The organism is Desulfovulcanus ferrireducens, from assembly GCF_018704065.1.
GTDB lineage: Bacteria > Desulfobacterota > Desulfovibrionia > Desulfovibrionales > Desulfonatronovibrionaceae > Desulfovulcanus > Desulfovulcanus ferrireducens.
Genome location: NZ_JAGUQP010000040.1, coordinates 1 through 14,753, shown reverse-complemented (window position 1 = coordinate 14,753; position 14,753 = coordinate 1). Strand labels below are relative to the sequence as shown.

12 protein-coding genes are annotated in these 14,753 nt (G+C 42.8%); 9 read left to right on the top strand and 3 right to left on the bottom strand.

What is annotated here, in order from left to right; translation table 11 throughout:
• Window positions 1-159: 159 nt before the first annotated feature.
• Both KFV02_RS10900 and KFV02_RS11540 read left to right on the top strand, forming a co-directional pair.
• Complete coding sequence (locus KFV02_RS10900) at window positions 160-849, top strand: ABC transporter permease (RefSeq protein ID WP_252381586.1); 690 nt, start codon at window positions 160-162, stop codon at window positions 847-849.
• The gene (locus KFV02_RS11540; protein ID WP_353617347.1) at window positions 846-1,877 is read left to right on the top strand and encodes an energy-coupling factor ABC transporter ATP-binding protein; all 1,032 of its coding nucleotides are present in this window, start codon (window positions 846-848) and stop codon (window positions 1,875-1,877) included. Before KFV02_RS10900 ends, KFV02_RS11540 begins: the two co-directional genes overlap by 4 nt.
• 536 nt (window positions 1,878-2,413) lie before the next feature.
• Here KFV02_RS11540 and KFV02_RS10890 read toward each other — a convergent pair.
• Window positions 2,414-3,895 carry an HD domain-containing phosphohydrolase gene (locus tag KFV02_RS10890; protein WP_252381585.1) on the bottom strand — a complete coding sequence of 494 codons (1,482 nt, stop codon included), beginning with the start codon at window positions 3,893-3,895 and terminating at the stop codon, window positions 2,414-2,416.
• A gap of 1,270 nt (window positions 3,896-5,165) precedes the next feature.
• Between KFV02_RS10890 and KFV02_RS10885 the strand changes: the two genes are divergently transcribed.
• From KFV02_RS10885 to KFV02_RS10855, 7 genes are all read left to right on the top strand, one after another.
• Complete coding sequence (locus KFV02_RS10885; RefSeq protein ID WP_252381584.1) at window positions 5,166-5,711, top strand: helix-turn-helix domain-containing protein; 546 nt, start codon at window positions 5,166-5,168, stop codon at window positions 5,709-5,711.
• Complete coding sequence (locus KFV02_RS10880; RefSeq protein WP_252381583.1) at window positions 5,708-6,424, top strand: AzlC family ABC transporter permease; 717 nt, start codon at window positions 5,708-5,710, stop codon at window positions 6,422-6,424. The genes KFV02_RS10885 and KFV02_RS10880 overlap by 4 nt, the downstream gene beginning before the upstream one ends.
• Window positions 6,409-6,738 carry an AzlD domain-containing protein gene (locus tag KFV02_RS10875; RefSeq protein WP_252381582.1) on the top strand — a complete coding sequence of 110 codons (330 nt, stop codon included), beginning with the start codon at window positions 6,409-6,411 and terminating at the stop codon, window positions 6,736-6,738. Before KFV02_RS10880 ends, KFV02_RS10875 begins: the two co-directional genes overlap by 16 nt.
• Window positions 6,739-7,583: 845 nt before the next feature.
• Window positions 7,584-8,861: a double-cubane-cluster-containing anaerobic reductase gene (locus tag KFV02_RS10870; protein WP_252381581.1), complete on the top strand. Its 1,278-nt coding sequence runs from the start codon at window positions 7,584-7,586 to the stop codon at window positions 8,859-8,861.
• A gap of 355 nt (window positions 8,862-9,216) precedes the next feature.
• Window positions 9,217-9,996: an acyl-CoA dehydratase activase gene (locus tag KFV02_RS10865; RefSeq protein ID WP_252381580.1), complete on the top strand. Its 780-nt coding sequence runs from the start codon at window positions 9,217-9,219 to the stop codon at window positions 9,994-9,996.
• On the top strand, window positions 9,981-10,853 hold the full coding sequence (locus KFV02_RS10860; protein WP_252381579.1) for a phosphate ABC transporter substrate-binding protein: 873 nt from the start codon (window positions 9,981-9,983) through the stop codon (window positions 10,851-10,853). Before KFV02_RS10865 ends, KFV02_RS10860 begins: the two co-directional genes overlap by 16 nt.
• Window positions 10,854-10,870: 17 nt before the next feature.
• Window positions 10,871-11,341: an HAD family hydrolase gene (locus KFV02_RS10855; protein WP_252381578.1), complete on the top strand. Its 471-nt coding sequence runs from the start codon at window positions 10,871-10,873 to the stop codon at window positions 11,339-11,341.
• A gap of 89 nt (window positions 11,342-11,430) precedes the next feature.
• On the opposite strand, the gene KFV02_RS10850 is transcribed toward KFV02_RS10855, so the two are convergent.
• Window positions 11,431-13,752 (bottom strand): FAD-dependent oxidoreductase, encoded by a 2,322-nt coding sequence (locus KFV02_RS10850; protein WP_252381577.1) that lies wholly within the window; start codon window positions 13,750-13,752, stop codon window positions 11,431-11,433.
• A 185-nt stretch (window positions 13,753-13,937) separates the two neighbouring features.
• Window positions 13,938-14,396 (bottom strand): hydrogenase maturation protease, encoded by a 459-nt coding sequence (locus KFV02_RS10845; protein ID WP_252381576.1) that lies wholly within the window; start codon window positions 14,394-14,396, stop codon window positions 13,938-13,940.
• Window positions 14,397-14,753: the final 357 nt, after the last annotated feature.

Genomic DNA, 14,753 nt, shown 5'->3' with positions numbered 1-14,753 from the left:
GACCAAAAGCTGAGTTACGGTGTCTTGATGCACCAGAAAGTTGAACGGTCTGTCACGCCTAAATTCTTATTTCTTTATCTCTTAAATTTGAAAACAGGTGATGTAAACATACGAGAAAGTTGAGTTTATAAGACATAATTTTCTTTTCAGAAAAAATTTATGGATTACATTTTAGAAGGCTTGATTAAAGCTTTTCAATTACTCATAACCGGCCATGAGGAAACCTATTCTGCCGTCATTGCCACCCTTCGAGTTTCCAGTTACTCTATGTGCGCCAGTCTGGCACTGGGAATAGTTCCCGGTTTTTTGCTGGGATACACAGATTTTCCGGGTAAAAAACTGGCGTTGTCGGTGGTTAATACACTTTTGGCCTTCCCAACTGTTTTGATTGGCCTTCTGGTTTATGCTTTCTTGTCTCACCGTGGCCCCCTGGGGGACTGGGAGCTTCTTTTTACCCTGCCCGGCATCGCCATCGGCCAGACCATCCTGGCTTTACCCATTGTCATTGCTCTGACGGCTACTGCAGTGGAAAGTCTGGACAGCCAGTTGCGTGTAACCTTGATGACCCTGGGAGCCAACAGGCGCCAGTTGTTTCTTACCAGCCTATGGGAAGCACGTTACGGCGTCCTGGCGGCTGCGGTCACGGCTTATGGCCGCGTGATGACTGAAGTGGGCATCTCAATGATGGTGGGTGGCAACATCAAATGGAATACCCGAACCATCACTACCGCTATAGCTCTGGAAACGGGGAAAGGAGAATTTGCCATGGGCATCGCCCTTGGGCTTGTTCTCGTCCTGATAGCATTTCTCGTCAATTCCGTTCTTATATTTTTGCGAAAAAGAACATGAAACCGACCCAGACTCTTTACGAAATAAAAAAACTACACCACTACTACGAGGGCAAACCAGCCCTTCAAATTGAAGAGTTATCCATCCAGCGAGGCAGCATTGTAGGACTGGTAGGGCCGAACGGCAGCGGCAAAAGCACGTTTTTGAGGCTGCTGGCTCTGGTTGAAAAACCAACTCAAGGAAAGATTTTTTTTGAGGGCCAAATCGCGGAACCTTTTTCTAATCCTGCTCGTTTCCAGGTGACTTTACTAACGCAGAAACCTTATCTTTTGAAACGCTCTGTCTATGAAAATCTCTGCTACGGACTAAACCTGAGAGGGGAAAAGAAAAATCAGCGAAAGCGTATATACGAAGCTCTCTCGTGGGTGGGATTGTCACCGGAAGACTTTGTCAACCGTCCCTGGTACGCCCTTTCAGGTGGAGAAGCCCAACGTGTGGCTTTAGCAAGTCGGCTGGTTTTAAAACCGAAGGTGTTGCTCCTGGACGAACCCACAGCAAGCGTGGATGTGGCCAGTGCGCATCGTATTCAGGAAGCTTCCCTGCGGGCACGCCAGGAATGGGGAACGACCCTGGTAATAGCCAGCCATGACTGGTCATGGCTGCATGAAACCTGCGATACCGTCTTGCACCTCTTCAAAGGCCATATCATCAGTTCTGGCGTCGGCAACGTGATCTTTGGCCCGTGGATTCGGTCATCCAGCGGATTCTGGGAAAAACGGCTTCAGAACGGACAAAAATGTATTGTCTCGCCTCCCTCTTCCAAGGAAAAGGACGTGGCGATTATTGACCCTGACGCCGTGACTCTCATTTGGGACAGACCAGAGGCAGATCCAGAAAACAATGTTCTGGCCTGCACATTGGGTCGGTTAAGCCTGGAAAAAAGCACTGGGGACATACTGGCCACCCTTATTCTAGACGAACTCTCTTTCACTGCCAGACTTTCACAGGAACAGGTTCGCCAGACCTCACTTTATCCCGGGAGAAAGGTATGGATATCTTTCTCTCCTCACTCCGTCAGGTGGTTTTAGTATCCTACAGACAATCACCTTTTCCTGTAAAACCTCACGCCTAAGCTAAGTGCCGGTTAAATCAACGCGGCCAAATGCATCTCATTCGAGTCTGTGGCCAAACCTCATTTTGACCACCAAATTGAAAATCCTGGTTTCTTGAAAGCATTGCAAAGGGCTGGGTAAACCATCTTGGCGAAGCTTGCGGATAAGCAGAGCATCGGGGTGAATGGGCTAAATATTTTGCGACATTGACCATAACTATCTATAGTTTAAATTGAGCGATTTTTTTTGCAGTTCAAACTTTGAGATTGCTTCGCTACACTTTGTTCCACTCGCAATGACAGGAGCGAGATCGTCATTGCGAGGGCAGCGAAGCTGTCCGTGGCAATCTCACCCATTGAGTGAAAATCGCTCAACTTAGTATAATTAAAAGACTATTCGCTTACCCAAAACATCCCATTATGTTCTGCCCGCAAGCAAGCCTTAGATGGGTCCAGGCATTTGCACCAGCATGAAAGAAACCAGGATTGAAAAAATTATGAAAGATTGTCCACTCACCTACTCACCTGCTCAACCAAAGTGCAGCCGTCGGATGCACCCGAATCTATATATACATGAGCAATCCTTTTAAATTTCTCTTCAACAGCTAGAAATGCATCTACAATATCCGGATCAAAGTGTTTACCTCGTTCAGAAATAATTATTTCCTTTGCTTTTTCGTGGCTAAAAGCTTCTTTATAGACTCTTTTGCTAATCAGGGCATCATATACATCTGCCAGGGCCATTATTCTTCCTGAAATGGGTATTTCTTCACCTTTAAGGCCTTGTGGATATCCTGTCCCGTCCCACTTTTCATGATGCGTATAAACTATTTCCTGAGCAAGTTCTAAAAACGGGGTTGTTTCTGACCCCAGCCTTTTTTTTGCAGCTAAAAAGGCATCTCGCCCGATGATAGTGTGTCGTTTCATGATTTCAAATTCCTCTGGCGTTAATTTTCCTGGCTTTAGCAAGATAGAGTCAGGAATTCCCACTTTTCCAATATCATGCAATTGTGAACAATTACCCAGTAAATTTATGGTTTCATCATCAAGAAAAGCAGAAAACCGAGGATGATTCTTTAACTTTCTCGCCAGTGCCAAAACATAAAACTTTGTACGAAGGATATGGGCACCTGTTTCGTTGTCTCTACTTTCTGCTAAAGATGATAAACATAGGATTGTTACCTTCTTGGAAGCTTTTAGCTCACTGGTATATTGACGTAACTTTCTAATCATTTTGTTTGTATAATAAGCCATCGATCCGAATTCATCATTAGTGCAGACTGGCACCTCAACGCTCATATTTCCTGAATACAATGATTTTAATGCGTTGTTTTGATTATTTAAAAGCATTCTTAAATTTTTAGCATAGGAATGAATAAGATTAATAATTAAAGCAAGAAAAATAAAAGCAACAATTGACATTTTAAGGATGACTATAATATGCTGATCCAAGTATAAACCACTTTTTTGCAGAGTAATTAACCATTTAATATCTTTACTTACAACCGTTGTCATAACAAATGTGACAGACGCAATACATATAATTGATATTATCATAAGCTTTATTGGTACAGGCAAATATTTACCATGAATATCAATATGTTTTTTTGTTCGCACGCAATATCTTATTAACTGCCTTTCTCTTTTTAAAGAAAATTCTACCGCCGTAAACAGACCCATAATTATAAATGCCGGAGCAAGCTTCATCTCACATGAAAATGATAAAAATGGACTTGCATAAATCATAAACACAATAGCCATAACTACAAAAACAGCTAATTCTGTAATAAACTGTCTTAGTACTTGAACAGAGTATTCAGCTTTATTAACTACAAATTCTATCAGATAATGCCTGGCAAATAGTCCCAATCCAAATATTATCAGTAATGAAATTATTAAACAATGAATATTGCTTGCGCTTATTTGGTGAGAAACTTGAGATATATAAATTATCAACATGAAGAACGAAATCAGATAATAAGCTGCTGCTCGCATTAGATTCTCTCCTACTGTTTTTTTAGATCTAATAATCAAATTTCACCTGCGATTTTTAAACCCTCGAAAATTCGAGCCAGGGAAAAAATTATTCTCACAAGAAAACGTTTAGAGAGAAACCACAAAGGGCGTATCCGGTATCTGCACCTGTCGGGAAAAAGGCTAATTTAAGGGGTAATATTGAGGGGTAAGGATTAAGTGGTAAGGGGCAGGGGGAAAGTCATTTGATTTTCTCTTTTAGAGTTGTCAAAATCCTACTTAAAACCTTGTTTACTTCTTTATAAGACTCTTCAAGAGGCCCACGTGCATTAAACAGGGTTATCTCATCTAATTGTGCTATACTTTCAATATGTTAAAAAACATTACCTCGCGTCAAGCCGCAAAGACGCAAAGTTTTTTGATCTGGCTTTAGATTAAACCCAGCTCATGCGCTTTTTGCCATACCCTCAAATCTTTTCAATACATTTCCCTTAGCCCCTATCCCTTTACTCTTACCCATTAAAAGGTTTGCGTGCGTCTGCGGTTAAAATATAAGTTTTCATATATAGCAAGTGCAGCTATCGGATAGCACCCGTTCGCAAAGTCTTTGGAGTCTGTGGCCAAACCTCATTTTGACCACCAAATTGAAAATCCTGGTTTCTTGAAAGCATTACAAACGGCTTGGGTAACCCAATCTTAACGAAGCTTGTGGATAAGCAGAGCATCGGGATGAATGGGCTAAATATTTTGCGACATTGACCATAACTATCTATAGTTTAAATTGAGCGATTTTTTTTGCAGTTCAAACTTTGAGATTGCTTCGCTACACTTTGTTCCACTCGCAATGACAGGAGCGAGATCGTCATTGCGAGGGCAGCGAAGCTGTCCGTGGCAATCTCACCCATTGAGTGAAAATCGCTCAACTTAGTATTTAAAAGACTATTCGCTTACCCAAAATAATCCCATTATGTTCTGCCCGCAAGCAAGTTTTAGATGGGTCCAAGACTTTGTACCAGCATGAAAGAAACCAAGACTAGAATAAACCATAAGAAATTAAGTTGATAAAAAGGTTCGACCACAAGCTCTTTGATGGTAATATTCAAGAGCTATCGAGCTTTTTTTGTTCAGGAATTCACAATACCCCAACGAATAAACGACATCTTTTTCTAAAAAATACAATTTCATAAATACGTTGTCAAAGATTGACCAAACAGTTTAACGGAATTGACAACCGCAGCTTTGTTCTTTATATCGAACATATTCTACATTATACAAAACAGAGGTAGATATAATGGATAAGACTCGTAATATCCGACAGATTATTGGCAAGCGGCTGAAATACCTGCGCAACAAACGCAGATTATCCCTCAGCAGCCTTGCAAAACGTGCCGGTATATCCAAGGCAACTCTCTCTGTCCTCGAAGATGGCGAAGGCAACCCAACAATATCTACCCTCTGGATGCTGGCCGACGCATTGGAAGTCCCATTCGGTAAACTTGTTGTTAACTTTGGCGAAGGCAAACCGAGCACTATAAGCGAATGTGGTGTTAGTGTTCGTTTAATTGAACATTCTGACGGCCCGCCTCCTATCGATGCCTATCACATGACTCTGGAGCCTCATGGTTGCCGGGAGGCAGAGCCACATTCTTCCGGTGTTGTTGAACAAATCACTGTGTTAAAGGGATATATCTTAACCGGTCCAACTAATGCCCCGAAGAAGGTCAGCGCTGGCGAAACATATACCTTCAATGCCGACTGTCCCCATATCTATGTAGCGTTAACCAAGCCGGCCTCGGCGGTGCTGGTTGTAACTTACCCCCCGGATACAGTCAGATGAGCAAGGCCATTATGACATCTAAAACAGCATATATGCATGGACTCTGGGATAGTGTTCCCATTGTCCTTGGCTACCTGCCGGTTGCGGTTGCTTTCGGAGTATCAGCGCGGGGAGCTGAGTTAGATGCCAGCTTGAGCCTACTGGTTTCCATACTGGTCTTTGCGGGCGGTAGCCAATTTGCTCTGGTAGAGCTCATCAAGGGAGGAGCTTCCTTAATGACCACCGTCCTTATTTCCCTTGGCCTCAACCTGCGCCATGTCCTTTACGGCCCAGCCATTGCGCCCTTGCTCAAGGGCACTGGCCGACAAAAAATTCCACTCATTTCTTTTGGCCTGACCGATGAAGTCTTTGCCACCGCGCTGGTACGCCTGCGCCAGATCCAACCGGACTCGCGCACCTGGTGGCTATTGGGCATACAGACAGGGGCATATTCATCGTGGGTTATAGGCACATGGATCGGTAGCGTGGGCAGTGCTGCCTTGCTTGATCTTTCTCCCCTGCTCGCTCCTGCCCTGAACTTTGCACCGGCGGCCCTCTTCTTCGGCCTTCTACTGCCTATGCTGAAGAAACATACTCTAATCCCTATAGTGGCCGTGGTACTGACAACCTTGGCCTTCAATCTGGCCGGCCTGTCAGCTTACGGGATAATTGCTGCCGCTGTTGTCGGACCTTTAGCAGGACTATCAGGAAGTAAATTATGGAAAAAATCTTAATTGCTGTATTCTTTCTAGCCGTGGGCACATATCTCACCCGTCTAATACCCCTTGTACTGACGCTAAAAAGACAGCAGGCGCTTCAGAACCCACGCAAAATAATCCAGCAGTTGCTCGAATATATTGGCCCTTCCCTGATTGCTGCGCTTTTTGTAATTTCCATCACACCGCTAACAGTTAATGTCTCGTTTCATGATGGTTTTCGTGTGGGGTTGGCTTTGCTTGCGGTATTAGGATCTCATTTTGCCTGGAAAAATCCCGGTATCAGCGTTTTAGTCGGAATAGCGGCCTATGCAGGGGCACAGATGCTTTAAGCCTGGGTAATAGGACGAACATGAAGTTCATTACCGGGCGTATCCAGTATCTGCACCTGTTTAATTTAAGGGGTATTTAAGGGGTAGGGATTAAGGGGTACGGGGTAAGGGTTGATTACTTGAACCCTTCTTTTATTTTTAACCGCAGACGCACGCTTGGGGGTGCATCCAATAGCTGCACTTGGGTTGAGTGGTTGAGTAGGAGAGTGGGTGAGTAGGTGAAGGGAAAAAACAATCAGCAGATGGAATGCCAAAATTAAGGCTTCTCAAAAAACAGTGTATAGCGCATGCGCCCTCTTTCACCTGTTAAGAATCTCTGGCCAAACCCCATTTTGACTACCATATTGAAAATCCTGATTTCCATACCTTCAACTAAAAAATTATTTTCCCCCCTACAAAACAACTCTAGAAATTTTCTATTCAAAATCTAAAAAAGTATTACTTTTTTCTATTTGAAAAAAGCCATTCAGTGAGCATAAGGTCCATTTTATTTTAGGTACTCAACTTTCTGACATGATTAACATCCTAAAATTACCGCACAATTGAAGAGTGCATTTTCTGAAATGCATTACAAACGGGTTGGGTAACACATCTTGGCGAAGATTGCGGAAGTGCTGTGCATAGGGAGGTTGTTCCATCGAACTTTCGAAACCCATCATAACAACAGAAAGGAATGAAGTAATATTCTATTGACTAACCCCATTATGCACAGCCCGCAAGCAAGTCTTAGATGTGTCCAAGTCTTTGTTAGCATTGAAGAAAATGCGCTCGCAAATTAACTCAGAGTTGAGTTAGGTAGTTAAAAGATTACCTTAATCTGTTTAAACTCCTTAAGGAGGAAGACTATGAGCAATGAATACACGAAGATGTGGGAGAAACTCAATCTCGACCTAGATGCCCATGATGCCCTGCTGGAAGTCTTGGGGAAGTTTTACGGCGACATTTACCTCTCTCAACAAAACAGGCTCAAAGGCATGGAATATTTAGATTTTGTTCTTTCTGAAGTGCATGGCCTACGCATAAAAGAACTCCAGGAGGCCAAAGAAAAAGGCCAAAAAGTTGTTGGCACTTTCTGTATTTTTGTCCCGGAAGAACTAACCCTCGCGGCTAATGCCATTCAGGTAGGCCTGTGTGCAGGGGCTGAGGCAGGCAAGGAAGAAGCGGAAAAGATTGTTCCCAGAAACACCTGTGCCCTGATCAAGTCTTTTATTGGCTTCAAGTTGGCCAGGTTATGCCCATTTACCGAATCTTGCGACCTGGTTGTAGGCGAAACCACCTGCGATGGCAAAAAAAAGGCCTACGAGACCTTTGGCCAATATGTGCCCATGTATGTTATGGAGGTTCCTCAGCAGAAAAATGCCAGTGACCGCGAACTATGGAAAACAGAAATATTGCGCTACAAAGACAAACTGGAAGAGCTTACAGGAAACAAGATTACTGCTGAAAAGCTGAAAAAGGCCATAAAAACAGTCAATGACAAGAGGCGGGTACTGCAGCGCTTGAATAAACTTCGGGCAGTTATACCCACTCCCATTTCTGGTCGGGACGTCCTTCTCATCAATCAAATCAGTTTTTATGACGACCCGGTCCGATTTACCCAAAAAATCAACGAACTCTGCGATGAATTGGAAGAAAAAATCAAGGCCAGTCAGGGCGTGGTTCCGGAAAACACCCCTCGCCTGCTTCTTTCAGGTTGTCCCATGGCCGTGCCTAACTGGAAATTGCCCTACATCATAGAAGGTTCCGGAGCTGTGGTCGTGGGCGAGGAATCATGTATTGGCACCAGAAATACCAGAGATCTCGTGGATGAATCCGGTGAGAGCGTGGAGGAGATGATTGAAGCCATTGTGGACAGATATCTAAAAATTGACTGCGCTTGTTTTACTCCTAACCAGGAACGCTTGGACAACATTATTTCTCTGGCCAAAGAACTCAAAGTAGATGGAGTTATCCACTACAACCTCCTTTTCTGCCAGCCCTATGCGCATGAAAGCATAAAAATCGAAAAGGCCTTGCAGGAAAATGGTATCCCTATGCTGGCCATTGAAACCGACTACAGCATGGAAGATGTAGAGCAGCTAAAAACCAGAGTGGAAGCCTTTGTGGAGATGGTGACTCCATAATTGGAACAACAAAGAAGTTATGAGCCGTGGCCGAACCTTTTTGTCAACTTAATTTCCATGGTTTATTCTAGTCTTGATTTCTTTCATGCTGGTACAAAGACTTGGACCCATCTAAAACTTGCTTGCGGACAGAGCATAATGGGATACTTTGGTTAAACAAATGTTCTTTTTATTATCGATAGTTATGGTCAATCTCGTAAAATATTTACCCCGTTCCTCCCGATGCTCTGTTTTTCCGCAAGCTTCCCTAAGATGGGTTACCCAAGCCGTTTGTAATGCATTTCAGAAACCAAGACTTTCAATCAATGATTAAAATAGGGTTTGGCGACAGGCTCTTATAGTTATGGCAAGCAAAATGAAGATCGCCGGCATTGATATAGGCTCCAGATCCATGGAGGTGGTTATATTAAAGGGGGAAGAAGTGCTTTTTAAACGCAAACTTCCCACCACCTTTGATCCTGTAAATCAACTAAAAAAACTATTTACGGGCCTTGATTTCCAAATGGCTGTGGCCACGGGCTATGGTCGAGGCCTGGTGGAAAAAATGGACCTGGGGGTCCCGGTATTTACCATCACTGAAATCAAGGCCTATGCCCAGGGAGTCTATAAACTTTATCCCCAGGCCAGAACGATCCTTGATATTGGCGGCCAGGATACCAAAGCCATATCTTTGTCTTCCAATGGAAAGGTGCTCAAGTTTGAAATGAATGACCGTTGTGCAGCGGGCACAGGCAAATTTTTAGAATTTACAGCAAATGTATTTCAAATTCCTGTCCATGAGTTCGGAGATTATGCCCTGAAAGGCAACAAACCCCTGACCATCAACAGCATGTGTACGGTATTTGCGGAAACAGAAGCCACCTCTCTCATGGCCAAAGGAGAACAACCTGAAAACATTGCCCTGGGATTACATCACTCCATAGTAAAAAGATCTGTGAATATGTTAAAAAGAGTGGGCTTGACTCCTCCTCTGGTCTTTGCCGGTGGAGTTGCCCATAATCCCTGTGTAGTGCATCTGCTGGAAGAAGAATTAAAATTTCGTCCCATAGTGCCCCGGGAACCAGATCTGATCGGGGCACTTGGCGCGGCCTTATGGGGAGTTAACATCGGGGAGGAGTCATGCGAAAAAGTCTAGTTTATTTTGTCCTGGCAATGCTTCTGGGACTTAGTTTAAGTTCGCACAATGTTTTGGCCGAAGACAAATACCTGGCTGCTTTTGCAGGTCTTAAGGGGAAAATTGATATTGCTGGATGCACAGTCCACATCCCGGTAATGAAAGAGGCTGCTAAAAGAATAATGATGTATAACCCCGATATTCGAATTACAATTGTCGGTGGAGGCTCAGGAGTCGGTATGCAAAAAGTGGGTGAAGGTTTGGTGGATATTGCCAATACGGACAGGCCTCTTAGTGCCGAAGAACGAGCCAAATATGGCTTAAAATCTTATGCCTTCGCCATTGACGGAGTGGCTGTTGCCGTACATCCATCAAATCCTGTGAAAAATCTTAGCGCCAAACAAGTCCAGGAGATTTATGCGGGGAAAATCAGGAGTTGGAGTGCTGTAGGTGGAAAAAATAGTCCCATCCATCTCTATTCCCTGGACGAGGCCAGCGGCACCAGGGCTGTTTTCTGGAAAAAACTCCTTAAAAAGGGTTCTATCTCTGATAGCGCTAAAATTGTATCTTCTAACGAGGCCATGAAGGCAGCCATTTCCAGGGATGAAAACTCCATTGGCTACTTGAGCATTGGAAATATTGACCAGTCTATTGCTCCGGTTGAAATCGACGGCATTTATCCTTCACGAAAAAATGCCCAAATCGGCTTGTACAGGGTTGTGCGCAAATTGTATATGAACACTAAAGGTGAGCCTGGCAAACTGGTCAAAGCTTTTATCGATTATATATTATCGCCGGAAGGGGCAAAGAGCATTGAAGAATACGGTTTTATCCCTATTAACACTATTGACAAGAAATGTGGGTGTGAAGTTTTTTAAACTTCGAAGAGCTTTTTATGCTTGAATTAAACATTCCCGGCCAAAAAAAATTGCTCCTGGAACATCTGATTCTGGATTTCAACGGTACTCTTGCCTTGGACGGACTGATTATCCCAGGAGTTTTTGAAAGACTGGAAAAGCTTACAAGAACCCTTCGTGTACATATTCTTACCGCTGACACACATGGCAATGTCCATAAACAATTAACTGGCAAGGATTACACGATCCACGTCCTGGAGTCATCGGCACAGGACAAAGGCAAGCTGAACTATATTCAAAACCTTGGCGAGAAGAAATGTGTATGCATGGGCAATGGAGTGAATGACAGTCTGATGCTTGAACAGGCAGGACTGAGTATTGCTGTTCTTCAAGAAGAAGGCGCGGCTATTCAGGCTATCATGGCTGCACAAGTAGTCGTGAGAAATATCCTGGATGGATTAGATCTTTTGATTCACCCCTTGCGGCTGGTTGCAACACTTAGAAGATAGAAAAATAGAAAGTTAGGAAGATAGGAGGCTGAGAAGATGGGAAGTTGAAAAGTAATAGTATCTTCTCAACTTCCCATCTTTCCATTGTCTCAACTTTTCAACTTCCGGACCTCTTTATCCATATATTTCAAAATCTTTCCTAGAATGCCCCACCCTGTAACGCCTATGTACTCCCATCTTACTTTATCCGCATCAACACCGGCATCTTTCAAGGCACTTTTGAGTAACTTTATCCTCTTATCCTGGATATAGTTACCCCATATATGGTGGCAGTTCTTTGGCGGGCAGCCTGCAATAATAACTGCATCTGCCTTACTTTTAAACAAAATTTCCGTGATCACTCCCGGATCCAATGAGGCAGAACACCTGATCCTTATGCTCCTGAAGCTTTCGGGGAGCTTAAGGCCTTTAACCCCCATTAAATCACCGGCGCCATAGGAACACCAGTAACACAAAAATGCCAGAATCCGCGGCTCTCCTTTTGGCGCATGTTTAAAAGCAGTATCAACTATCCTTAATATCTGGTAATCTTCCAGATTCACAAACTGTATCGCCTTTGAAGGACAAGTGGTATAACATAAACCACATCCCTTACAAAAAGCCGGATCAATCATAACAGACGTGGCAGCAGGGAGCTGGTCTTTCGGGCCTTGTGACTCACCAGTGGGTGTCTCAGCAATTTGACCTTTTATACTTATGGCACTGTGCGGGCAAACCGGGACACACAAGCCGCATCTTGAACACTTGTCTTCTATCGTTTTTGAGACATACTTTTGTTCTTTACCCTTGAGCGCCTGGAAAGCTTTCAGGGCAGCTGCGCTACCGGACTCGATACTTTCCTGAACATCTTTAAATCCCTTGGCCGTTCCTGCCACGAAAACCCTTTCTACGTAACTCTCTAACGGTCTTACTACTTTTGGCTGAAATTCCAGTGGAAATCCAATTTCATCCGTCTGCAGGCCAAACATTTTCATCAGCCTTAGTGATGATGGGACAAGCGGTTCGGCAAGAACAACCAGATCAGCCTCAAACTCACCTTTATCCGTTATAACATTTAACCAATCATCCCCTTCAATCTTTTCCACTTCAGCCTGAATAAACTCGACTCCTCGTTCTTCAGATGCTCTTCTGAAAAACTCCGGGGCCTTGCCTACTGTGCGTAAGTTTTTATAAAGCACAGTTACTTCAGTCCCCATAAAAAATTGTGAAAGCCTGAATGCATGTTTTGCGGTAATTGAGCAACACAGTCTGGAACAATAGCCGACTTCATCTTTTTGGCATAAAACAAAAACTATGCTCATTGGTGGCTTGCCATTAAAACGGTTGGCCATTAGCCTCTCAAATTCCATCAAAGTAACTACATTGGGGCGCTTATAATTCAGTTTTTCAAACTGACTCATATCATGAGTATTAAATCCCGTGGCAAGCACTACAGCACCAAAAGACTGTTCTGTAACCTCTGATTTTGCATTTAGATCTATCGCCTTTGTAGGACAGATATTAACGCATTCACCGCACATAGTGCAGGCCGAGGTTATGATATGATAGCTATCGGGCATGGCAAGGGGGAAATCTTTGCCTATGGCCTTTCTTTTTTTCATATCCAACTCAAATTTATTGGGAATCTCAACAGGACATACTTCGGCACATTTACCACACGAAACACAAAGAGCAGGATCAACAAGTTCAGCCTTTTTCTCTATTTTTACACGGAAGTTACCATCATCCTTTTCGGCATCAATGACTTCAGAATTTGTCATGATTTTAATTCCATCATTAAACACAACATCCCTGTTTATAACAGGCAAGACACACTCACTCGTGCAAAAAGAGGGATAGCTTTCACTTTGCCATAAAAAAGGAATCTGGCATGCATGACCGCCTAAGTTTGGTTTCTCTTCAAGGAGAGTGACATCGACCCCCAGTTCAGCGAGGCTCAAGGCAGAACTAAGTCCTGTAACTCCTCCGCCAATAACCAGAGCATTTTGTTTTATTTTATTAAATTTATAGGCCTTGCTGTTAGTCCTTAATTTTTCATAGGCCATTAAAATTAAATCCATTGCTTTCGCTGTTGTTTTTTCTTTATCTTCATGAATCCAGGCGCATTGTTCTCTTATATTGGCTGTTTCATACATTGCACTGTCTAACCCAATATGACCGAGCAATTTAGCAATCCTGTCTTCACTAAATGTCATAGAAGATCTCTCTGAACAACAAGCAAAAAGTATTCTGTCTACTTTTCCCTTGAAATCATCCAGTATTTTTTCTGGATTTTTACATAACTTATCTGTTTTCCTTACAGCTACAACAGACTGTAATTCGTTTATATGTTGCTCAATGTATGTAAAATCAATTTTATCCTCAAGTGTTGAACCACAAGTACACATAATTATGCCTATTGAATGTTTCATTTTATCCTCCTATAAATAGAACGAGACAGTAAAGAATAAATTTCTAACCAAAAGTTATTATGGTTCAGATGCGTCAAACATTTAACGTAAAAGATCAAATTTTAGAGCCTAAGTAAGTAATTTTTTTCAAAATTATCCATTTGCAACAATTCAACATTCAATACTTTTGAAACATATATAAGTATCTAACAGGCAGCAAAATGATCTTTAATAATTTTTACTACTTTATGCACAGAGGATTTTACTTTTGGCGTGCACTGATCTGAAAAATGGTCTATATCATCGACTTCAATTAGAATTATACGTAAATTGGAAGGCATTTCATCAGGAAAGAGTATATAGCCTGTTTTTAAAGTTGTTCCCAGGGTTATGGCGTGAGAGTTAACTAGTGCGTGCGTGTTGAAAATGTCGTCAAGACTTGCCTGGACAATAGTTCCCGGCGAATGCCCCAGCTTGGATGCATCAACAACGATGACACTTTCATATCCCAAAACCTTGTCAATAACTTCAAAACCAACGGTATATAGTATCTCTGTATCTACAGGCAATCCTTCACGCACAATTTCTTCTACCACCTCAATACCGGCCCGGTCATCAGTTAGTAAAGGATTACCAATGCCAAGAACAAGATTTTTATTCTTCATAGCCCACTTCTTGAACCCATTTAATTTTTGGTTTTTATGTGTTATAAATTTTTTAAACCTAAATTAAACGTCTTTTAATTGAGTTTTACATTAAACATATTGAAATAAAAGTACATTTTGAGCCAGCGATTTTCTCCCAATGGGTGAGATTGCCACGGGCAGCTACGCTGCCCTCGCAATGACAATCTCGCCCCTGTCATTGCGAGCTTAAGCAAAGTGGAGCGAAGCAATCTCAAAGTTTGAACTGCAAAAAAATTGCATAATTTAGGTATAGATATCCTCTTAAAAGTTCCTTAACTGCCGGTACAGATTGCCATCACTTGTGTAGACATTGAGTTCCAGGGGTACTGAACCGCC

What these genes read in the sequence shown, in the direction of transcription:
- KFV02_RS10890 (WP_252381585.1), bottom strand. Translation starts at nt 3,895, where the DNA reads ATGCGAGCAGCAGCTTATTATCTGATTTCGTTCTTCATGTTGATAATT.
- KFV02_RS10845 (WP_252381576.1), bottom strand. Translation starts at nt 14,396, where the DNA reads ATGAAGAATAAAAATCTTGTTCTTGGCATTGGTAATCCTTTACTAACT.
- KFV02_RS10865 (WP_252381580.1), top strand. Translation starts at nt 9,217, where the DNA reads ATGAAGATCGCCGGCATTGATATAGGCTCCAGATCCATGGAGGTGGTT.
- KFV02_RS10850 (WP_252381577.1), bottom strand. Translation starts at nt 13,752, where the DNA reads ATGAAACATTCAATAGGCATAATTATGTGTACTTGTGGTTCAACACTT.
- KFV02_RS10900 (WP_252381586.1), top strand. Translation starts at nt 160, where the DNA reads ATGGATTACATTTTAGAAGGCTTGATTAAAGCTTTTCAATTACTCATA.
- KFV02_RS10860 (WP_252381579.1), top strand. Translation starts at nt 9,981, where the DNA reads ATGCGAAAAAGTCTAGTTTATTTTGTCCTGGCAATGCTTCTGGGACTT.
- KFV02_RS10885 (WP_252381584.1), top strand. Translation starts at nt 5,166, where the DNA reads ATGGATAAGACTCGTAATATCCGACAGATTATTGGCAAGCGGCTGAAA.
- KFV02_RS10855 (WP_252381578.1), top strand. Translation starts at nt 10,871, where the DNA reads ATGCTTGAATTAAACATTCCCGGCCAAAAAAAATTGCTCCTGGAACAT.
- KFV02_RS10870 (WP_252381581.1), top strand. Translation starts at nt 7,584, where the DNA reads ATGAGCAATGAATACACGAAGATGTGGGAGAAACTCAATCTCGACCTA.
- KFV02_RS11540 (WP_353617347.1), top strand. Translation starts at nt 846, where the DNA reads ATGAAACCGACCCAGACTCTTTACGAAATAAAAAAACTACACCACTAC.
- KFV02_RS10880 (WP_252381583.1), top strand. Translation starts at nt 5,708, where the DNA reads ATGAGCAAGGCCATTATGACATCTAAAACAGCATATATGCATGGACTC.
- KFV02_RS10875 (WP_252381582.1), top strand. Translation starts at nt 6,409, where the DNA reads ATGGAAAAAATCTTAATTGCTGTATTCTTTCTAGCCGTGGGCACATAT.